Genomic DNA, 21,876 nt, shown 5'->3' with positions numbered 1-21,876 from the left:
ACATCCCTGATGCCACGACTAAAGCAGCAATGTCGGCAGGACTTAAAACCACTTGCTTGCAGAGGAAGCCAGCACGTTGGGGAAACACTGGGTTTCACGATTTTCCCACGTTGAAGTAAGTTTCATCAAATGTGCCAACTTTTAGACACGCTCTGTGCAGCTGGTCGCAGATTAGCAACTGATGTGGTCTCCCCCATAAGCGACTAGATTTACTTGTTGTACCAAATTTTTCGCCACTGCTTCATTTGGTTGATCTCTGCTTGCTGTGAATCAATAATACTCTGAGCCAATTTCTTGATTTCAGGACGCTGAGACTTACTCAATGCGTCTTTAGCCATTGTGATAGCACTTTCATGGTGTGGAATCATCGCATTGATAAACCGCAAATCAAATTCAGGATCAGCAGATCCTAAATTCATATTCATCATCATGCCTTGCATCTGCTCGTGAGGCATGGAGACTGTCTTACCTGTTTTCGCATCATAAGCTACTGGGGTACTACTTGCAGAGGGATACCATGCTTTACGCCATTGCTTTAGCTGGGCGATTTCTTGGTCTTGAGCTTTAATGATTTCCGAAGCCAGCTTTTTGATTTCAGGACGTGTTGATTTCTCCAGTGCTTGTTTTGCCATATCAACCGCCCCTTGATGGTGCGGAATCATCGCGTCAATAAAGCGTAAATCATAATTAGCATCGGCTGAACCTAAATCCATTGTCATGCTGTGGTTCATCGTGCCAGCACCATGATTCATCATGCCACCGTCATGATTCATCGGTTGCTTGTCACTAGTATCAGTAGCAGTGGTAGTAGGGTTTGATGTTTGGTTTTGGGAAGTGGTAGTAGAACAGGCCGTTAGAACGCTAGTAGCAAAAGGGGCGATCGCTACTAAAGCCAACGACAAAAAGCTGTTTTTTAAATTAAACATTTGCAAAATAACTAACTATTGAGAATCTAACTATTGCCACTATATAGTTTGACAGATAAAAATGAAATCAAGATGAAATCTAATGTTGTTTATGGTATACAGCAGCTACAAGAAATTAGAAATTTGTACTAAAGTTTTTAATTACAAAACTACTTATACATACTTAAATGAAATTAGGATGAAATAGTTCTAGCTAATTAGTAATAAATATTCTTTATATCACGAGACAGAGGCAAGCATATTAGTAATTTTTTAACTTAAGGGCGAAGAGGTACGAATACTACCTCTTGTGAAATTGATAACTTGAAATCGGAGGTCTAACTATGACGACAACTCAATCTCACCAATCCTTGCTTGAAACTTGCATAGAGGCTTGCTTTACTTGCCTACGCGACTGTGAAAACTGTGCCGATGCTTGCTTAAATAGCAATATGGTACAGATGATGGCTCAATGTATTAAGCTATGCCGAGACTGTGCTGATACCTGCGCTCTCTGCGCCCGTTTCATGTCGCGCAATTCGGATCTCCATACTCAAATGTGTGGAGTATGTGCGGAAGCTTGCGATCGCTGTGCTAGCGAATGTGAAAAACATGATAGTGACCATTGTAAACGCTGTGCTGCATCTTGTCGTCGCTGCGCCGAGTCTTGTCGCCAAATGGCAACAGCTATGGTGTAAGTATGTATAATTGCTGACTGCTGCGTTGCAATTTATTTATGCTGTGGTCAGCGATCGCAGCATAAATAAAAGTACTAAACAGCATTATTATATTTTTTACTGCTTATGCTTTTAAAATACAAATATTTTATATTTAAACAAATACTTTTTATTTTTTAAATAAATTTAGATATATTGAAATTTACTCAAATAGAATATGTAATTAAATTTCTTGTTAGAAGCTGTAACTAGCTATCATAAATTACTATAAAAAAGTCGTGATAATAGAAACTACGACTTTAACTAACGCCTATTTGCTAAAACAGCAAGTAGGTATCTTTTTATGAACCAGCCTGAATGGTTAGAAGCAAACAAGCAGGTTTATTCCAAAGAACATGGTGTTATCCATATCGCCGCCATCATAGAGAAAAACCTTTACTTTAAAAAGGGTAGTTTAAACCAAATTATTTTCGACTGGGAGCATGAGGTAAATAGCGGTAATTTATTACCTCTAAACCAAGCACCAACAGGTAAAAGCATTCTCTACCAAGAAATTGCTGCTATCCTTGATGGATCTGGAAAACTACAAAGCTGCGAAGTAATTCCTGCTCAAGAAGCTAAACTTTATCCCATCCCAGATGATATTCATCCTCTAGTTAAACTGGCTTTAAGTAAGTCAGGAATCACCCAACTATACTCTCATCAAGTCGAGGCATGGCAAGCTTACAAAAGAGGAGAAGATATAATTCTCCAAACTCCTACCAGCAGTGGTAAAAGTATCTCTTTTCTCATTCCAATCATTCATGAGTGCCTAAAGGGTAAATCAGCTTTAGTATTCTTTAACTTGAAAGCATTGGCATTTGACCAGGTAGAGAAAATACGTTCCTTTGTTAGCCACTTAGATGAAAATATTCGCCCCCAAATTCTCAATATTAATGGAGATATTCCTCCCCAAGAGCGCAAACAACTTTACAGCAATCAACCCTCAATTTTATGCGTGACTCCTGATGTATGGAACCACGAGCTAAACAACTACCAATTCGATTCAAACTGGGGATTTAGAGAAACAATCAGAAAATTTTCAATCATTGTCTGTGACGAAATGCACTTTTATCAAGGCATATTTGGTTCGCATTTTGCACTACTTAATCGGCGAACTCAACTCATGATAGAATCTGTCGGCAATGATATTTCAAAATTACAGTACATCTTCGCTTCTGCAACAATTAGTAACAGCAGCGAAATTGCCCAGAAGATATCTAATCGAGAAGAACAAAGTAATCTTGCTATTATTGACCAAAGTGGGGCAAAACGCTCGGAGATTACTTTTATTAGCCTCAAACCACGGAACAATACATTTTACCAAACTGCCCAAGTCGCAGCTATGCTCGTAAGTAAAGGCATCGTCGGGATTTGTTTTTGCGATAGTAGAGAATTGGTTAAGGTTTTAACTAATGCCATACGTAAAGCTTTAATCGAGATGCAACTGCCCCACCTGGGAGAAACCATCTCAGCATTTTATGGGAGCATGAAGGCAAATCAGCGTAACAAAATTATTGCAGATATACAAAGCGGGAAGGTCAAGTTCATTATATCCACGAGTGCTTTAGAAGCGGGTCTAGATATTGGGTGTATTGATGCAACTATCGTACATAGTTACCCTGGCTCAATTCTTGCCTTTCGCCAAAGGGCAGGACGCGCGGGGAGGCAGGAAGCAGGACTATTGGTGTTTATTCCGTCGAAAAGGTCGATTATGGATTCTTACTACGCCAATTACCCAGAACGCCTTTTATCTGATCCTCCAGAAATTATCAACTTTAACCACAATTATGAAACAACTTTGGAGCAGCATATTCTCGCTTGTTGCAAAGAAAGTAAACCGACACAAGCTCAAATTGCCCGACATTTTGGTAGTTCTGGTGATGCGATCGCCCGACAGTTAATCGGTGATAATCAACTGATATTCAGCTACAATCAAAGACTGACAACTAATCGAAACCTCGGTTATGTCCACTCAAAAATTAAAGTTAGAGGCAACACTGACCAAAACATCAGTTATATCAATCAAGATAGCGCAGAAGAGTTTGAGGAAAGTTCGGCATCTTCTGCACTAAGAGAAGTTTATCCTGGTGCAATATATCTTGCTCAAGATTTCGACGGCAACCCCGTACAGTATAAATCACAAGAGCTAAATCTAACCGAAGGGAAAGCAATTCTCAAGCCAATAGAGGCAACCAACCTATTTAGTCGTCCTGAAGGAAGCCTAAATTTCGAGGAAATTAAAATTGTAGGGGAAGCCAAAATTATCAATCTTCCCCAAGGGGCTGCTAGATTTACACCTATTTCAGCCAAAATCAAAGAAGAAATTTATGGCTACAACTTGTACAGGCTGGAACAAAAATGGACTTGCACTAATAACAGATGTCGCAATTTCAATTTGAATTTACCTGGACATTTACAAACTTGCCCTGCTTGTAAAACCCAACTGATTGAACGAGAATTTGTCGAACTATTGGAGGAAAATAAATACGAAGAATCACTTGCTCTTAACTACAATACATTCTGCGTTAGGGTTGAAATTAACGCTGATGCCAGAAAATATTTTTCAGTTGTGGTCAAAAATCACAGAAAAGAGATACTTAATAAACAGAAATATATTAGCAATGAGGAGAAACAACTATTTGCAAGCAATGAAACCCAAATTTGCGTTCATACTCTCGCTCATCACCTTATACTCAGTTTACCACTTGTCGAACATGGAGCAAACAGTAGAGATATAGATTTCATGTTAGTAGAAGTGCCGTCTAATACTAAGATAGTTGGCTATTTCTTTGATACTTGTGAACATGGTACAGGTATGTGCGATACCCTCATCAAGTATTTAGAGACTGCCTTTATTAAGGCAAAGTTTCTAGTCGATAATTGTCCTTGTAAATACGGCTGCTCTTCTTGTACAACAATTCAACGCTGCCCTGATGATAACGAAGCACTGTTTAAATCAGTTGGGTTATCTCTACTAAAGGAAATAATCAATCCAACAGAGACAAGAACTATTAATCAATAGTTAAGATAATCCTATCCAGCTTGGGTAGGATTATTTTTTTAGTAATTCAACCACATACATCGCTTACGCACAAGATTGATGAAAGTTTTGAGAATAAGCGATGTACGTCGAACTATTAGCTGATTCAAATCCAAACCCTAAAAGGTTTCAAATTATTCACGCACCATCATATTTACTTACAGAAACCAATTTTCAAATAGGAGATTTCGTCGAGTCTAACAATATTGATTTTATTATTAATCATGCTGTAAATCTAGGGTATCAGGTGAAAATAACCCATCCTGAAACCCAACAATATAATAAATATCCTCTTCCCAAAATCAGTGATGAACTAGCTGATTTGATAATTAATTATCCATCAGACTTAAAACTGCGAACTAATGGGATGGTTTTTGAACAAAGGGCATATTTAATGTCTAAGGTTTACGATGAAGTGTGCCAAAATATTGAATCAAAAGCTCTTTTAAGAGAAGCAGAGTATTGGCTGATAAATTACGCACGAGAAGTAATTGCCAAACAATGTCATTACTTACCAGATATCCTAATGAAATTAGATAACCCAACTGTGAGAGCAATGGCAATAGATACACTCATGCTCTGGCAACCAGATTGGAACAATGCTATCTCTCAATATAGAGGAAGTAGATTTGAGGCTGGCAATAATGAGTTTGAGGTTATTAGCTACTATCACAATCAAAAAAATAAGGGTAGGGAGGGGATAATGGTACTGTGCAAGGTAACAAAAACTATGAATAAATATCTTGAATTTCCTACCTTTCCTTGCAATGCAAACTGTACTCTTGGGACTTACCAAGTCGAAAATGCACTTAACCAAAGGTTAGCTTAAAACATAATCACCTTCTGAAATATTAATCATGGACGAGCAACAAATCAACTATTTCATAACAGGTATTTGTAAGTTTCACTGGAATGCTGATTTTCATAAATTCTGTCAAGTCTGCAACTTTGACCCTAACCACACCTATTCAAAAGAGAAATGGCAGCAGTGGCAACAATTTGTATCCGGTATTAAAGCGTTTGACCACAATACACCTAAATAGTAAGGGAAAGGTGGTAGCCACGTTCGCGTTAGCGTCCCGAAGGGAAGTTGGTAGTTCAAGAAATTAAATGAATTGAACTACCAACATTATTTATATCGTGGCGGAAACCTGACTTATACAACTTTAGTTGCAGTGTTTTTAGAAGTTAATGAAATTGTTGATAATCAGCTAATTTCATGAGATTATTATTAGTAATCAAGGAGGTGATTAAATAATGGCTAAAAGCAAAACTCCATCTTTTGTAACCACAATTCCCTTATTGGTTGATAGCAAGCGAGAATCAGAGTTGTTAGCTCGTTTTCAAGCAAGTAGACAGTTATATAATGCTTGCCTAAATGAAGCAATGACTAGGATGGAGTTGGTTAAAAAATCTGATGTCTATCAAGCAGCCAAAAAGCTGCCCATAGAGCTTCATAAACAGCGTTCTACCATGTTCTCTGAAGCTAGAAAGCTATATAGATATTCGGATTATGACTTACAAGCTTATGCCACATTAGTTAGCAATAAATCAAAATGGATTGCTGAAAAATTAGACTCTAATACCCAACAGACAATAGCTACTCGTGCTTTTAGAGCTAGTGAAAAAATTTTGTTCGGATTAGCCAAAAAAGTTAGGTTTAAAACCTCTAACAGATTCAGGTCTGTTGAAGGTAAATCTAACAAACAAGGTTTACGTTGGAAAGATGGTCAATTGGTATGGGGAAAACTCAAGCTCAATCCTATGATCGATGAATCTAATCCAGTAATACATCATGGATTAAATTCACCTGTTAAATATGTTCGTCTGTTGTGGAAAGAGATTAATGGTAAATGCAGATGGTTTGTCCAGTTAATTAATGAAGGAGTCCCATATCAAAAACCACAAAACTATGTTTCAGAAGGTATTGTTGGCTTAGACCTCAATATCTCTAACATTGCTTTTGTAGGTGACAATCATGCTGGTTTATTGCCTTTTGCTGATAAAGTTCCTAACTTCCAGAAGGAAATAACGCGACTACAAAGAAAGATGCAGCGTTCTCAACGGGCTAATAATTCTGACAATTATGAGCCAGATTTTTTAGCCAAAAAGGGACGAAAAACAGTTGTTAAAAAAGGCAAATTCAAAAAAGGTAGTCGCAAATGGAACAAGTCTAAGACATACAAAAAGACTGCTCAAAAGAAGCGTGAATTAGAAAAACGTAAAAATGCTTATACCAAGTCCCAAAATTGTAAAATAGTTAATGAGATTTTAAGACATGGCAACATAATTAAAGCTGAGAAAGTCTCAGTCAAGGGATGGCAGAAACGCTATGGCAAAGCTATTTCTGCTAAGTCACCTGGATTTGTGCAATCTGAATTGAAACGCAAAGCTGAAAATGCTGGTGGTCAATTCATAACTTTTTCTACCCAGAAAACTGCACTCTCTCAAACTCATTTAGATGGTAGTCGTATCAAGAAATCGCTATCCCAAAGGGTTCATAGAGATGTGACAGGAATTGTTATGCACCGTGATATTTTCAGTGCATTTCTGAGTAGATACATTAATGAGGATGATACGTTGTCATTGCAGGATGCTCAATGTGAGTATCCGAGGTTGGAGCAAACCTTATGGTTGGCATGGCAACAATATCAAACAAACTGTGAACAAGTAGGCGAGTCCGAAAGTAGGCTGACTCATTCATCCTTAGAACAGTTCAACCATGAGGGCAAAAGCGTTAACCAGATAGCGATAAGGCGCGAAAAGTTAGCGTGATCTTTGCCTGAATCTACGAACTAGAAGTTCGTAGAGTGGCTCAATTGTTAAGCTAGTTGAAGCTGACAATCAATTAGCACGACAGTCATAATCTCAAACCACTACGGTTACTAACGCACTTGTGCATGAATTATCGAAATAATTAGCCACATGAATTCATGCACGCCCAAATCCGTCATTTGGTATCTTCGCTTGACAACTTACCCGAAGAATGGCGAATCGTTCCTACCTTTGGTAAACGTCCTTTAGGGAAAGAATGGGAAAAAAATACTTACTCTCCCAAAGAACTACAAACTGAACTCGTTCGCCGCCGATTAAAATTTTGGACAAATAACAGATTTATCACCCCCACTGGTGTAGCCTTGGTTTGCGGTTTCAATCATCCTCAAGGGTACTTAGTAGCTATTGACTGCGATGGGGAAACATCCTGGCGACAAATCATCCAAATTAACGAACACCCAGAACCAAAAGAATTTAATCAGCTAACACCCATCAACGATACTCCTATGGAGTCGTTACACGATCGCGCTCAACAATATCTCCCTCCCACAATTGCATTTACCTCTGGGAGGAAATATCGCAGCCAACGCCTATACCTCATTCCCAAGTCAAAAGCTTGCGATGTTAAATCTCGCAAAATCAAAACTGGGAAGGACGAACACCTGGAATTTCGAGGCAAAAACCTAGCTTCAATCCTCCCCCCGTCCTTTCACCCAGAAGGTAGAAATTACAGATGGCTTCCCGGCTGTAGTCCATCTGAACGCCAAATAGAAATAGCTCCCGATTGGGTAATTGCCCAAATGCTTGCCAAACAGGAGAAAACAAGAAAGTTTAACCTACCCAAAGAAAAATATAACCGCAGATATGGGGTAGACAGGTACGCTCATTTAATTCCCTCAATGGAAACCAATATTCAAACCGCACTTGTACTACTCGAAGTCATCCACCCTCGGTTTGCAGATGACTACCATTCGTGGATTCAAGTCGGGATGGCACTCAAGAGTGTTAGTCCCATTTTATTTAAGGCATGGGACACCTGGAGCCAACTTTCTCCTAAGTACAAACCAGGCGAATGCGCCTACAAATGGCAGTCTTTTAACAAGACAGGTATTACTATCCGCACCTTATTTAGATTAGCTAATCTCTCTTAATCATGAGTAATCAAACATCACCTGACGAGAATGCAACTGGCTTTGAAAATAGCTATAGCAGTAAAGATTTTAATCCTGATATTCAGGATAATAGCAATTTAGAAGAGACATTAGATGAATCAGTAAATACTGAAGTTATAAGTCAAGATTCATCTAGCGGGATAGTTTTTACAAAAACCGCCATAATAACAATTCAGTTAACACCAAATTCTGAAAAAGCAATTGTCACAATTGGAATCCAAGATGCACCTCCGATTATTAAGATAATTAACTTAACTGAGATAACATCTCAGCCTGTCATAAATAACTGGCTACAGGATTTAGAAAAATCTCTCCCAGAAATGCTAAATATTTGCAAACAAAGGATGGAAAAGCAGACTAAAGTTCAGAATCAACAAGAACAATCCAGACAAGTACAAAAGCGTAATCTACCTGAAGATAAAGATAAAAAACCTGCGCCTAACAACCAACTGTCACTATTTTAATTACCATGAAGTACATTGCTATTATTGAAGGACAAGAAATTCCTCTGGATGAGGCGATCGCCCAGGATGACAATACCCTCAAAACAGCCATCAGCGTCTACTTTCCAGAGTATGCTAATGCCGAAATTGAACGGCAAACAACTGATGATACAGTTTCAATTCGTTTAGTAAAAACAGCAGGTACTAAAGGAAGTCAATTTAGAGAATTGAAAAACAGTTTTGAAGAAATAAATCCTGCACTAAAGTTAGGATGGCAGATAAAGCTTCTAGAGATAAACAGTCAAATGAATCTCGAAAGTTTAATTACCTTACAACCTGAGATAGATAAAGCTATCAAGCTCGGTCAATCATGGGAAACCTATAGCGAAAAAGTTGCTCAAAGCCTTAAACAGCAACCTGCTATTACGAGTAAATATCCTGTACTGTAATCACATATAGCCGCTATAACTCGTAGCGGCTGATTAGTTATGCTTTGCAATATCCACTCATTCAAAATACCCATTACTTGTCTAACAGCAGTTAGTTACCTAGAAAATCTTTCCGAACGAGTTAATTTCTTAAGCCTGTATCAAAAATTATTTCCAGAAAAATGGTTAGAATCAACCATACCTATTAATAAACAATCACATCCAACAAGTGCTTATCTAGATAGAGAAATTGAATTTATTAACCTAGTGAATGCAAATCTATTCCCAGTAGAATATATCGATGAAATCGAGTTTAATCCCGAACGTGATAGTATTCTAGTTTCACCACAAAGACTTGAGTGGTGGAATGAAGATTTTGAGGAACTGGTATACTCAGAAAAGTTCCTACTGTCATTGATGGGGCAAGGGTACAATATCAGCCAATGGAAACTAAATTTTGGTTTTACTCCTGACTACATTGCTCCAGCAGAAGAAATTTATTTCGAGAAATTCGTAAAGCTGTGTCGTCGTTACAAAAGTCCCCTGCAATATTTAGATATAGCCATACGAATTATAGATTACTCAACTGAAAATATTTGGCTAGATATTACGTGTGAAACAAGCGATTGGCTGGAATGGACTTATGAGAATATCATATTTCTCGCTCAAAAGTGGCAAGAAGCCGTCTTGATGTTGGAGAAATCAAATGAGGTTAGTCATTTGTTAGAAACATCTCTTTCTGCTCGAAAAGCAGCAGTGAAAATTTGGAACCAAGCATCAAAAGCATGAATATAGACACAAATATATTACCGATAATTAACTTAGAAAATGTCTCCCAAATCCTGCTTGCCAATATTCCCCAAGATGATTTACTAGGGCAGTTAATTATCCTCAAAGGACAGTTTATTCTACTCGAACGCGAAGGCAAAGAATCTAAATATAAATTCTTGTCTCCTGAAGCAGTAGAGAAAGCCTTCACAAGTAAAACTGCCGCATCTGGATGGCTTTCTAGCAATACGATTTGGTGGGGTAAAAATCCAGAGGGAGAGGCCATTATTCAGTTTTACTCTCCCCAAAAATATCAAATTCAAATTATGGGACAGGAACCTGAAGTAATTACTGTCCCTATGCCTGCATTCCTATTTGCTGGATGCGGTAGTAGATACTACCTGTGGGCAGTTAAAGGGAGGGTATTTAAACCAGACACACAACTGTACAAGCCCCCTTTACCTAATATTTGGGACGACTCTAGTATTTGCTTTGGGGGAAATTCTCTCAGTATGTGCAGTGCTGCAACCATAAGCCAAGTTTGGGATCTGTTCTGGAAATCACCTTTTAACAAGGATTTGTCTCAAGGCAAGTCAAAAACTCATCTCGATAATATCTGCAATCAGCTAATCAAATTACACGAATCTAAAGCTAAATCCTACCCTTCAAGTGACCTTGTTCCCGTTCATAGCTGGAAAGTCACAACCCCAGAAGACATTATCAATCATTTGTTCAGTTAACCATGAATCCCTTTATCAGCTATCACCTCGCTACAAGTAATAACTTTCCTCCCTACAGTCAAAAACTCCAGGAATACTGGCTGGCAGCAAATGGGCTTTTCTTGCGATCGCATCGTCGCGAGTTAGAGGTTTGCTTGCAACTAACTCAAACTCAAGTTGCTGGACTCCAACCCCTTGAACCCTACTTTCGTCTGAAAGTCCCAAAAGTCCCCAGCCAAGCGATCGCCGAGATTATCAATGCTGCCAGTATCAACCCCCAACAGGAAATCCTATTCTACTTGGGAGTGACAAACAACCAATGGTGGTGTCACACACCACTGCAAACCGCGTCCTCTACTCACGTCTTATCTTTAGAAAGCGCACTCAATAAAAACTATACAGAAAGCTTGGTGGAAATGCACAGTCATGGAACTCTAGCTGCTTATCCTTCAAGTGCAGACAATCAGGAAGAAAAAGGCAAATTTCGAGTGTTTGCGATTATTGGCACACTGAATACCATTCCCACAATTTATACCCGTATCGGGATATACAATCACTTTTTCGACATCAGCCCCAATCAAATATTTGAACTGCCGCCACAGGTAAAATGCTCGAATTAACTACTTACCAACAAGCTTTACCCGTCTTACCTCGCAATCATACTCGCATCAACTTCGTCTTAGTAGGAGTAGGAGGAACAGGCGGGTTTCTTGCAGAAGATTTATGTCGAATTATTCTGCAACTCCAGCGCACTAGGAAAGAAATTAACTTTGCGATCGTCGATGGTGATACTGTCGAACTCAAAAATATCAGCCGCCAAAATTATCAACAAGCTGAAATTGGACTACCAAAGGCAGAAACACTGGCTGCAAGATGCAGTGCCAAGTATGGAATAGAGATTACAGCCGTTTGCGACTGGTTTGAAGAAGACATGATTCGCACGGCCAGTTGGTGGAATACCCTAACGATAATCATTGGCTGTGTAGATAACAGCACAGCTAGAAGCAAAATTCACTCTGTTCTTAAAATAAACAGTGCAAATGAGCCAGCATCGCTATTTTGGCTGGATTGTGGAAACAGCAACTACTCTGGACAAGTAGTAATTGGAACGCACTCTAATTTTGATATAGTCCAAGCTTCCAATAACCCAGACAAACCTCAATTCTGGTTGCATCTTCCCTCCCCGGTGCTGGTTCACCCAGAACTGCTAGTTCCTCAACCAGAAGAACTCACTGACAACAACCTTTCATGTGCAGAAATTCAAACACGGAATTATCAATCACTATTCGTCAATAAAATGACGAGTGCGATCGCAGCCCAGTATTTACTTGAATTAACCATCACTGGGGGGTTGAAAAAGTTCGCCAGTTATTTTGACCTCAAAGCAATGTCAACTAGAAGTTTATATACAAGCACCGAGCAACTCAAAAAATACTATATTCCACAGCCAAATTACCACAAATAGCTTACGCAAATGTATCCCAAAAACTAAATTTGGGATATATTTTTATGAATCGATTTAATCACAAAACACTTGAACTAGTTGAACAGAATCCAGAATGTTTATCAACGATAAATTATCGTAATATAACTACCAAAAGTGAATCTGAAGTTGCTGGCGGTCAGTTTCACCTCATTATGCAACAAATTGGGTTAGGGCTACCAGTCGAAGCTTTATTGAAGGCATATCCCCAAATTAATAACTGGGTCGATAAGGTAAAACCTTTTCTAAATATTCCTGGCAACAAACAATGGAACGCCCAACTTCAATATTTATACCACGATGTTCTTCTCTACAGCGAGTGCGACCTCATTATCTATGGTGAAAATCAAGTAGTTGGGTTTGACTGGACAATTGAAAAACCTCCTAAATTTGAAATTCTTGATAGCAAATGGCACACTCAACTGAGGTTATTTCTCCTATACGAACAAACAGGAATGCCATTGGAGCAAATTAGCCTGGTTTGCTTGTTCGTTAACACTGATAGTATTTACCAGTTTACTTACTCTGAAGATAAACATTTAAATTTCAAAGCCCGGCTAGAAGAAACACTCGCTCCTTTTGTAGAAGATGATAAGGAGAAAAAACTTTTAGCCCACAAAATGACTCCTCAAGAAGCACATGATAAATGGCTAACAAAAGAAATATCAACTATGGAATATTTAGCAGCAATTCCTGAAGTTGAAATATGAATCCAACAGAATTAAATATCACGAAAATCGAACTCACTCCTAACAGTGGTTGGACGCTCAATATTCTCTCGCGTCGGGTAGCAACCATTACCGACCCCTTGGGAAATAGAAAAACCAGCTACTTCGGGTTCGATACCAAGAAACAAGCCGAAAAGTTTAGAAATTGGCTTGTCAGAAAAAACAAATGTAGTAGTGCAGTTATCCGTCATTCAGAACGATTAGCTACTGAATGGGAGGTAAAAGCTTGGAATGTTCCAACCTCCCTAATTCTTGAATGCGCCGTCAAAGATTTAAAGGAATCAAGTAATGCAACTATCTCTACTCAATCTACCCTACAACGAGGATAATTCACCTATAGCAGATATTTTCAATATTCCTAATTTAGAAAAAGCAGAATTCCTCCGTAATTTAGCTGCTTCCATGCAGCCAACAATCGACCAAAAGAAAAATCCTACTATTGGAAATCAAAGGGTAACAAAGCGTCGTAAAACTATAGCTCAAGGAATAATCCAAGAAGGGATTGAACTTGAGATTATCCAGTCTTGGTTATTTGCGATCGCACAAATGTGGGAAGTAGGAAATATCCCACCAATACTACGCGGTATATCTCACAAATCGCAAGTAGAAGCCCTATTTAGGATTTCCCAAATGGGAGAAACAATTCAGAAAGCCCAAGAAAAATTGGTAGGCGAATATTGCCAAGACTGGGTAAAGTCTTTAAGTCGCGCCGGATTACATACACCAAGCCAAATCATATCCGCCATAACAGAAATTCAACAGGTAGTAAAACCTGAAGCAATTGATACTACCAAGGAACGACTCAATAAGCTTGAGTTAGAAATCATTGGGATGAAAGATGGAGATTTCTTCCCTACTCCTAAACCAGTCTGTCAACGGCTTGTTCAACTGGCAGATATTCAACCAAATTGGCAAATTTTAGAGCCTAGTGCTGGTAGTGGAAATATTGCTGAGTATATCACTAATACCTACCCTAATGTTCAACTAGAGGTGGTTGAGATTAATTACGATTTACGACAAATTCTAGAACTCAAAGGATTTAATCTCGTAGGGAAAAACTTTCTGGAGTTTAACCCCAATCATTTATACAATGCCTGTATCATGAATCCTCCATTTTGTGAACTTGTCCAACATATCTATCAGGCTTGGAAGTTACTCGTAACGGGTGGTGTATTAGTTTCAGTTATACCTGAATCAGTTTTCTTCAATCGTAAGTACAAAACCTTCAAAGGCTGGCTACAAACAAATAATAGCTATGTAGAAATGGTAGATAAAGATGCCTTCTTGAGTTCAAATAACCCTACAAACGTAGCTACTAGAATCATTAAACTCATTAAACCATAGTGTACTACAAACGCATGGCATACTGCCAAATTGATAAAACTAAATATGCCACGTATATTTTCCCTATATGGGGACAATACATGAGATACAAAATCCTTACACAGCAAGAGTTAGAAGTAGCACTTAATAAGTGCAAGCTTGCTGGTTGGAAGGTCAGTAATATCACCAAACTTAGTAATAAAATGCTTGAAATTAAACCCCAACGAACAAGGAGATAAATATGGCAATTGAAACTATTGCTTCTTATAGATTTATTCCTGGTAAAGACAGTCAAATAACCAGTTATGGATCTCCTGAAGAACAAACAGTCGCAATTCATAATTCAAGCATGGCATCTGTGTCACTGACTTTCACAACTGAAAACACATCTGTTATTAGACAAATTATCATCAGTCTTCAGCAAATATACCAGACACTTATAAATACTAAAACTGAAATTATTCAGGAAGATACTTGCATTGACAGCTTTACAGGCTTAAGGGGAGAGTGTGATGAAAAGTTTATCTAAATAACTAAGTATCAATCAATCTTTTAAGTCGTCTTAATAACAGACGACTTTGATTTTTTACAACGACTTTTTGCTTTACGCATTAAATATTGATTTCCATTAATTAAAATTATGGCAAGAAATCAAACAAAGCCTACTAATTCTGCTACTGAAGAAAGCACAGTATCCCAGTCTGAACCCCCTGAACAAACAGTTCAGAATAATACAAACATACAAAAGCGTAAATTAGCTATTTCTAAATTTGCAAATCCTGAGTACAATGCGCCGATTAGTAATATCTGCATCTGCCAAGTCATCAATCACATGGAAGCAGAAAAAGTCGGGTTGTTTATCAAAGATAAATACTTAGCAGCAATTAACTGGCAAGGACAAGAACCTACACACAAGCACACCTTCTCTAGTGGCACGCCAGAAATGGGAGTGTTGTTGCAATCGCCCAGGATGCACATTCTTGACGTTTCTCCCAGATACATTGAACAGCGCGATGACGGCAAGATTGTAGGAGTGTACGAATCACCTGATGGGTACGAAATGTACCAAGCACTTGGCAAAGATGCCGCAGTATTGAGACGGTTTTATTTGTTGCAACTTGTTGACGAAAATAATAATAACCTGCACTCAGTACCAATTGTCTTATCAATCAAAGGCGTTGCATCATCAAAATTTGGCGAGGCTTATAAACAGTTCCAACGTGAACTAGAGGTTGCATTCGCCCGATTTACTGATACAACTGTCGCTGAAAAACGTGCAGAGTTTCATCGTCTTGGTGTATTTCAACCCACTTTTACACCATCTCTGGAACCTAAAGAAGCAGTCAACCAAAGAGATAAATCTTGGGTAGCAGTTGTCACTTCCTACAAATCACCAAACCCTGATGGCAGCGATTTTCTCGAATTCTTCTCAGAAGGCAAAGAAATCGATATCCAAACAACAATGCAGGCAAATCCCGAATTCTCTCACCGCATCGGTAAAACATCAACTGTTGTAGCAGAACATAATCGCCTGGTAGGTGCAGCTGATATGCCAGTAGCAGCACTTCCTCCTAGTACAGCAGGCCAGGCTTATACAGCATACAGTACTGAGATGGAAGAATTGCCCTACTAAAACAACTATCTCATTTAACCGAAAAGGGTGCTAGAAATAGCACCCGTTAAAACATTATTTACTAAAAGCAAAGTAACAAATGAAACTAACCATTGAACAATCTAAACTCGCAGAAATTCTAGAAACCGCTTATTTGGCAATTAGTCCTAAGCCCACTGACCCAATTTTAGGAAATATCTTACTGATAGCAAATGAAGATGGGATAGTATCAGCAACAGGAACAAACCTTAACCTCACAATTCATACTACAACGACCACTAATGTAGAAACGTCAGGTCAGGTAGCACTACCAGCCAAACTATTAACTGACACTATTAACAATGTCAGAGGAGAAATTACCTTAGAGGTAGAAAACCAAGCCTGCATAATTACTCACAATAGCGGTAAATGCCGTCTAATTGGCGGAAAACCTGACGAGTTTCCAACTCTTCCGAAGGGAGAAAATCCAATAGAAGTAAATTTAAGTGCCAAGAAACTCCAAGCTGCACTTGAAGGGACACTCTATTGCACCAATGGTGACGAAACAAAGTTAGTTTTAACTGGTGTCAATTTCAAAATTGATACCAATAAGTGGCAAGCTGCTAGTACAAATGGTCACAAATTAGCACTAGTCACAGGAATACTTGATAGCGAATATTCTGACCCAATTGAGTTTACTGTTCCAGGTAAGTCACTTAGCGAGTTAAACAAAATTCTCTCTCAAAGCGCCGATACAAGCGTGTGCAATATTCTTCTATCAAATAAAACTATTGAGTTTAGTCTTCCTAATACGAAGGTCATTTCCCGACTTTTAGAGGGAGAGTACCCCAAAATCAATAGCTTGATTCCTAGAACATTTGAGTATGAATTTACATTAGAACGCAAGGGATTTGAGAGCGCACTGAAGCGGGTAAGTTATCTAGCCGAACGCAAGCAAAAGGTTGTCAAAATTCTCTGGGAATTGGAAGCTACACAGGCAACACTTTACACCGAAGCTACTGATATCGGGGATGCAGTTGACTCGGTACTGATGAAACCAGCAACTAGTCATTCAGAAAACATCAGTATTGGATTAAATATCGACTACCTTCTCGAAGGATTAAAGCACATCAGTACTGATGAGATCGTGGTGCGGTGTAACAAACCTACGCAACCAGTCATTATCTGCCCAATGGGAGGACTGCTCAATCAGTTGTATCTGGTAATGCCTGTAGAAATTAAGCAGGGGTTTGAAAATAAATCCACCCCAAGCAAAACGACAACAGCAGAGAAAACTCCTGAAGCATTGGAAACAACAGAAACTACTGTAGTAGCCGAACTAAAAGAAGCCATAAATAATACTCAGACTTCTCAAACGGAAAGCAATGGTGAAACCTCTGAAGTAGAGACATCAACAGCTGAGGCCAAAGCTAGTAACAAAAGTAAGCCAAGTTCGCGTACACGAGCCAAGAAAGAGGCTGCTTCTGTATAAAAGTAAACTCCCCTACCAGATAACTGGTAGGAGGAATTTCAAATAAATTATTGGAAAGAACTTATGTACCAACCACTTCATCTAAAATACCGCCCTCAAATCTTAAGCGAAGTCATCGGACAAAGGCATATAATTGATACCCTGACGAATGCGATCGCACTCCAAAAGATTGCACCCGCTTACCTATTTAGTGGCCCCAAAGGCACAGGTAAAACCAGTACCGCCCGCATCATCGCTAAATCCCTCAACTGTCAGTCAAGCCAGGAGCCGACAACCAAGCCCTGTGGAGAATGCAATTCATGCAAGGGAATTACAGCCTCTTCTGCCCTTGATGTAACCGAACTGGATGCAGCAAGCAATAGTGGGGTGGAACTGATACGAGAGCTGATATCCACTACCCAGTTTGCACCAGTTGAGGGTAGATTCAAAATTTTCATTATTGATGAATGTCATGCCCTAAGCAGTCAATCGTGGCAAGCACTCCTCAAAACAATTGAAAGCCCTCCCCGTCATGTAGTATTTATCTTCTGCACGACCGAATTACACAAAGTTCCAGAAACCATTGTCTCCCGTTGTCAAAAGTTTGACTTTAAGAGAGTTCCCGTCTCGCTGGTTGTAAACTACCTTGAACAAATATCTCACCAAGAAAGTATCAACATCACGCCATCAGCAGTTACCGCCGTAGCTAAAACAAACAAGGGACATCTGCGCGACTCACTCAAACTTCTAGATCAGCTAACTTTAGTAGGCGAAGAGGAAATTACCTCTAACTGGGTTTGGGAACTATCAGGAACTATTCCCGAATACGATCTACTCACTGTCTGTGAAAATATCATCAAAGGAGAAATTACGGGCAATTTAGGCATCCTTCAAGATTGGATTGAATCTGGTAAACAGCCAACTGCCATTCATACAAGTCTTGTCAGTTTCCTCAAAGACTTACTTGTGTGCAAAACTAATCCTAATGGCAGACATCTTACACAGCTAGAAGAGGACACCTGGGAGGAATTAGTAAATATCTCGCAGTTGTGGAATATCGACCAGATCAGAAACGCGATCGCACTTTTAATGGCACGCCAAAATCTCATGCGGGATGAAGACGCGCACCTTTGGTTGGAAGCTACACTTATCGAGATAGTGCCAACCAACAAGGGTAGTCACCAATCACAACCCTGGAAAGATTGGAAAACTGCTCAAGATGCAATTAACTGGGGCAAGGAACAGTTACCCCACTTCACACAAGCGCAGTTACAAGAACACTGGCAAAAGCTGACACCTATTAATGGTAAAAAAGCACCTGCTTGGGTAGAAGCTGTCCAAAAGCTGCAACAAAAACAATTACAGCAAGCTTAACTTTAAGGAGGGTTATAACTATAGTTATAACCCTATATTTCTTTCTTTATTTAATTAAATAACCAAATAAATTAACATTTACTACCACAGCAGCATACGCATTTAAGTTGATAGTTAAAAATTAATATCAACATGAATTAGGAAAATCTCTAATTAATGAATTATAACCACAGAGATTTTGTGAAAAAATCTAGAGGGATAATCGTTGTCGATGAAGACAAACTAAACATTTATTGGAAAGACCCCTCTCCAATAAAACCTTGGCAGCCCAAAATACAACTCAAGCCGTATCAGGAACTTTCACAAATATTTGTTGATATCGAAACAGCAGGAATAAACCCATTTGAAAGCCGTATTTATGCTATTGGTTGTATGGATTCAAGGGGATATTCTACTATTTTCATGGATATCTCAGAAGCTAAAATACTGACCAAATTTATCAACCATCTCAGTAAAAGAAATCCAGATGTAATTTTCACATATAACGGGATGGCATTTGATATTCCATTTATTATTACTCGATGCAACTTGCATGGTATAAAACACCCATTTCAAGTTGCATCCAAATCTCGGACTATTCGTACCGCCCAAGTACGGGGTGAGCCACTAAAAATCCAGGAGGTGTTCATCCGAAATAGCCAACACGTAGACATCTATATCTGCGTTCTGAGGTGGGATTTCATAGCCAAAAAGCTAACTAACGGCAGATCGCTCAAAAAGGTTGTATTGGACATGGGACTACGCCAGAACACTAGGCTGGTTCTTCCCTATGAGGAAATCCTCGCTTGTTGGAAAGATGGCCCCAACAGTAAGGGATGGAAACGCCTAAAAGAGTATCTTGTCTACGACCTCGAAGACACCCGGCTAATTGCGAATAGACTTGTACCCTCATACTATTACGAAGCACTAATTGTACCGGAAATGAACCTCCAGCAGCTAACACTTGCTGGTAATGGTACTAAATGGGAGCGAATATTTGAGCATCATTATCCAGGTTATAAACCAAAACCCGATCGCAAGTACAAATTCCAAGGAGGGATGGCTTACTCTATTCCTGGACTGTATAGAAGGGTTGGATATGCAGATATTAGCTCAATGCACCCTTGGGCAATGCTAGACAAGGGTATTTGCTCAATTAAAGATACAGAACGTATTGGGCTAAGTATTCTGCAATATTTGGTGAATGAAAAATCTAGGCTGGAACAACTTGCATCTGCTGGAGATATTGCTGCTAAGGAAAAAAGAGAATCCGTCAAGGTTTTAGCTAACTCTGAGTTTGGATTCTTCGGCACGTCTGAACTCGCCTTCAATGATATGGAGGCTGCTGCATTAGTTACAGCCTACAGTCGGAAAGTACTCAAGCTAATGATTGAAATTATCACTCGGCAAGGTGGTACTCCTGTGGAAGTTGACACCGACGGAGTATTCTTCACACATCCCAATCCAGAAGAAGTACGTAGTTTACTTCAATCTCAATTGCCTAAAGGGATAACTGTCAAGCTAGAGTTTATCGCTGACGCTATGTTTATCCCTGAACGGGGAACCAAAAATTACCTTTTATGGCTTCCAGACGGGAAAATCATCACTAAAGGCAACTGGCGCAACCGCGATCGCTCTCAATTGGAGAAAGAGTTTTCTATTGAGTATTTAACCCTGCTAATTCAAAATGTATCAGCAGCAGAAGATTATTATGCACACATCAAATCCCAGATTTTATCAAGGGAATATCCAAAAGAAAAACTTGCAATCACACGCAAAATTAAAGAGGGCGAAAAAGAAATCCTCAAACTAGGGAAACCTGGAGATGTAGTCACTTACTATTACGGAATTAGCGGCATAACTAATATCAGTAGTAATGAGAATTATTCACGTCAATACTATCTTCACTTGATTGAGAAAAGGCGAGAAGAAATTCTCAAAATAGCTGCTCCTGCAACACTAGAAAGTAACAAGCGTCAGTTATCTCTTTTTTAAATGAACAAAGTTGAGATTTTACATAAATCTCAAAGCTAATAAATATGAAGGTTTTTCAAATTCATACATTCTGATTTGTCTGTAACTAATGAAAAATAAATCCTCTTCTCGCAAGCCCAGGCTTAATAAAAAGCAAAGGGCTTGGGTCAACTCATTCCTTTTGTCTCATCCTAATGCCAGAGTTAGAACTATCTACGAACTAGATGGCGATCGCGTAGTTCAAATTGAGTGGTGGGAAAACACAAACCTAGTAATATTAGACCCAAAAACTTACATCCAAGGAATTATCAGCTACAACATGTGGGTCAAACTAAGAAAGTTTGGCGACCCCAGGAAAACAGCTGAGTTTTCTTATCGCATTACCCCACCAGAAAAACGAAGTGCATCATGGCACTTAACAGGTCAACTCTCTCTAGAACTCCCCCAATGTTACGAAGTTGCAGAACCAAACAACCCAGTTATCATTAAACCAAAAAGGAGAAATACTAAAACCAAAAAAGTTAAAAAATTTATTCAATATACTCTTCCTTTATCAGAGATTAGTGTTCAACTTCATACTACAAATATAAAAGATGATGGTGTTACTCTATATGGACAAGAAATATTACTAGAAAACACACCACACCTAAATTTAGTTCCTGGTAAAGACACTAAACTTCCCGAAGCTATAGTCAAAATTCTCTCAGAGAAACAAGCCAGCTTAAAGGAATGGGAAACAGCTATTACACTATACGAGGTAACTGGTTCTAGTGGAGTGATAGAGTATCTTCAACAGTTAGATTCTTGGCGCAAATACTTGGGTAATAAACGAGTAGATAACCATATTGATAAAGACTCAATTCAAAATTTCGTATAACCAGCACAAACTTAAGTAAGGTATTTACTGGTTAGTACATAATAAATACCAAGCAAGCAGAAAGAGTTAATACTAACTCTTCTTTTTTTAACCACTGCTCATAACTA

22 protein-coding genes are annotated in these 21,876 nt (G+C 38.9%); 21 read left to right on the top strand and 1 reads right to left on the bottom strand.

Features of this window, described 5'->3' with window-relative positions; genetic code table 11:
* Positions 1-209 precede the first annotated feature (209 nt).
* Complete coding sequence (locus IQ244_RS06595; RefSeq protein ID WP_193891042.1) at positions 210-926, bottom strand: DUF305 domain-containing protein; 717 nt, start codon at positions 924-926, stop codon at positions 210-212.
* Between the two features lie 323 nt (positions 927-1,249).
* On the opposite strand from IQ244_RS06595, the gene IQ244_RS06590 reads away from it, so the two are divergent.
* The 21 genes from IQ244_RS06590 (at position 1,250) to IQ244_RS06490 (ending at position 21,769) form a co-directional block, all read left to right on the top strand.
* Positions 1,250-1,603, top strand: coding sequence for a four-helix bundle copper-binding protein (locus IQ244_RS06590; RefSeq protein ID WP_096560779.1), 354 nt, complete (start codon positions 1,250-1,252; stop codon positions 1,601-1,603).
* 322 nt (positions 1,604-1,925) lie between these two features.
* The gene (locus tag IQ244_RS06585) at positions 1,926-4,646 is read left to right on the top strand and encodes a DEAD/DEAH box helicase (RefSeq protein ID WP_096560780.1); all 2,721 of its coding nucleotides are present in this window, start codon (positions 1,926-1,928) and stop codon (positions 4,644-4,646) included.
* A 100-nt stretch (positions 4,647-4,746) separates the two neighbouring features.
* Positions 4,747-5,493, top strand: a complete 747-nt coding sequence (locus tag IQ244_RS06580; RefSeq protein ID WP_096560781.1) for a hypothetical protein — start codon at positions 4,747-4,749, stop codon at positions 5,491-5,493.
* A gap of 28 nt (positions 5,494-5,521) precedes the next feature.
* Positions 5,522-5,707 carry a hypothetical protein gene (locus IQ244_RS06575; protein WP_096560782.1) on the top strand — a complete coding sequence of 62 codons (186 nt, stop codon included), beginning with the start codon at positions 5,522-5,524 and terminating at the stop codon, positions 5,705-5,707.
* A 214-nt stretch (positions 5,708-5,921) separates the two neighbouring features.
* The gene (locus IQ244_RS06570; protein WP_096560783.1) at positions 5,922-7,439 is read left to right on the top strand and encodes a transposase; all 1,518 of its coding nucleotides are present in this window, start codon (positions 5,922-5,924) and stop codon (positions 7,437-7,439) included.
* 158 nt (positions 7,440-7,597) lie between these two features.
* On the top strand, positions 7,598-8,590 hold the full coding sequence (locus IQ244_RS06565; RefSeq protein WP_096560784.1) for a bifunctional DNA primase/polymerase: 993 nt from the start codon (positions 7,598-7,600) through the stop codon (positions 8,588-8,590).
* Positions 8,591-8,592: 2 nt separating this feature from the next.
* Positions 8,593-9,075 (top strand): hypothetical protein, encoded by a 483-nt coding sequence (locus IQ244_RS06560; protein ID WP_096560785.1) that lies wholly within the window; start codon positions 8,593-8,595, stop codon positions 9,073-9,075.
* Positions 9,076-9,080: 5 nt separating this feature from the next.
* The gene (locus tag IQ244_RS06555; protein ID WP_096560786.1) at positions 9,081-9,503 is read left to right on the top strand and encodes a hypothetical protein; all 423 of its coding nucleotides are present in this window, start codon (positions 9,081-9,083) and stop codon (positions 9,501-9,503) included.
* 39 nt (positions 9,504-9,542) lie between these two features.
* Positions 9,543-10,271 (top strand): hypothetical protein, encoded by a 729-nt coding sequence (locus IQ244_RS06550; protein WP_096560787.1) that lies wholly within the window; start codon positions 9,543-9,545, stop codon positions 10,269-10,271.
* Entirely contained in the window at positions 10,268-10,990 is a 723-nt protein-coding gene (locus IQ244_RS06545; protein WP_096560788.1) for a prokaryotic E2 ligase family D protein, read from the top strand. The genes IQ244_RS06550 and IQ244_RS06545 overlap by 4 nt, the downstream gene beginning before the upstream one ends.
* A gap of 2 nt (positions 10,991-10,992) precedes the next feature.
* Positions 10,993-11,589 carry a Mov34/MPN/PAD-1 family protein gene (locus IQ244_RS06540; RefSeq protein ID WP_096560789.1) on the top strand — a complete coding sequence of 199 codons (597 nt, stop codon included), beginning with the start codon at positions 10,993-10,995 and terminating at the stop codon, positions 11,587-11,589.
* Complete coding sequence (locus IQ244_RS06535; protein ID WP_193891039.1) at positions 11,577-12,434, top strand: ThiF family adenylyltransferase; 858 nt, start codon at positions 11,577-11,579, stop codon at positions 12,432-12,434. Before IQ244_RS06540 ends, IQ244_RS06535 begins: the two co-directional genes overlap by 13 nt.
* Before the next feature lie 44 nt (positions 12,435-12,478).
* Positions 12,479-13,162: a hypothetical protein gene (locus IQ244_RS06530; RefSeq protein WP_193891036.1), complete on the top strand. Its 684-nt coding sequence runs from the start codon at positions 12,479-12,481 to the stop codon at positions 13,160-13,162.
* Positions 13,159-13,509 carry a hypothetical protein gene (locus tag IQ244_RS06525; protein ID WP_096560792.1) on the top strand — a complete coding sequence of 117 codons (351 nt, stop codon included), beginning with the start codon at positions 13,159-13,161 and terminating at the stop codon, positions 13,507-13,509. The genes IQ244_RS06530 and IQ244_RS06525 overlap by 4 nt, the downstream gene beginning before the upstream one ends.
* Positions 13,469-14,524 (top strand): SAM-dependent DNA methyltransferase, encoded by a 1,056-nt coding sequence (locus tag IQ244_RS06520; RefSeq protein WP_228058773.1) that lies wholly within the window; start codon positions 13,469-13,471, stop codon positions 14,522-14,524. The genes IQ244_RS06525 and IQ244_RS06520 overlap by 41 nt, the downstream gene beginning before the upstream one ends.
* 220 nt (positions 14,525-14,744) lie before the next feature.
* Positions 14,745-15,032 carry a hypothetical protein gene (locus IQ244_RS06515; protein ID WP_193891033.1) on the top strand — a complete coding sequence of 96 codons (288 nt, stop codon included), beginning with the start codon at positions 14,745-14,747 and terminating at the stop codon, positions 15,030-15,032.
* 111 nt (positions 15,033-15,143) lie between these two features.
* On the top strand, positions 15,144-16,136 hold the full coding sequence (locus tag IQ244_RS06510) for a DUF5895 domain-containing protein (protein ID WP_193891030.1): 993 nt from the start codon (positions 15,144-15,146) through the stop codon (positions 16,134-16,136).
* 79 nt (positions 16,137-16,215) lie between these two features.
* Positions 16,216-17,586: a DNA polymerase III subunit beta gene (gene dnaN, locus IQ244_RS06505; protein ID WP_096560795.1), complete on the top strand. Its 1,371-nt coding sequence runs from the start codon at positions 16,216-16,218 to the stop codon at positions 17,584-17,586.
* A gap of 63 nt (positions 17,587-17,649) precedes the next feature.
* Positions 17,650-18,939 carry a DNA polymerase III subunit gamma/tau gene (dnaX, locus tag IQ244_RS06500; RefSeq protein ID WP_193891027.1) on the top strand — a complete coding sequence of 430 codons (1,290 nt, stop codon included), beginning with the start codon at positions 17,650-17,652 and terminating at the stop codon, positions 18,937-18,939.
* A gap of 156 nt (positions 18,940-19,095) precedes the next feature.
* The gene (locus IQ244_RS06495; RefSeq protein WP_096560797.1) at positions 19,096-20,913 is read left to right on the top strand and encodes a 3'-5' exonuclease; all 1,818 of its coding nucleotides are present in this window, start codon (positions 19,096-19,098) and stop codon (positions 20,911-20,913) included.
* A gap of 160 nt (positions 20,914-21,073) precedes the next feature.
* Positions 21,074-21,769, top strand: coding sequence for a hypothetical protein (locus tag IQ244_RS06490; protein ID WP_228058772.1), 696 nt, complete (start codon positions 21,074-21,076; stop codon positions 21,767-21,769).
* Positions 21,770-21,876: the final 107 nt, after the last annotated feature.

Origin of the sequence: Nostoc sp. LEGE 06077 (assembly GCF_015207705.1) — a bacterium.
Taxonomy (GTDB): domain Bacteria; phylum Cyanobacteriota; class Cyanobacteriia; order Cyanobacteriales; family Nostocaceae; genus Nostoc_B.
This window is presented reverse-complemented; position numbering and strand designations above follow the sequence as displayed.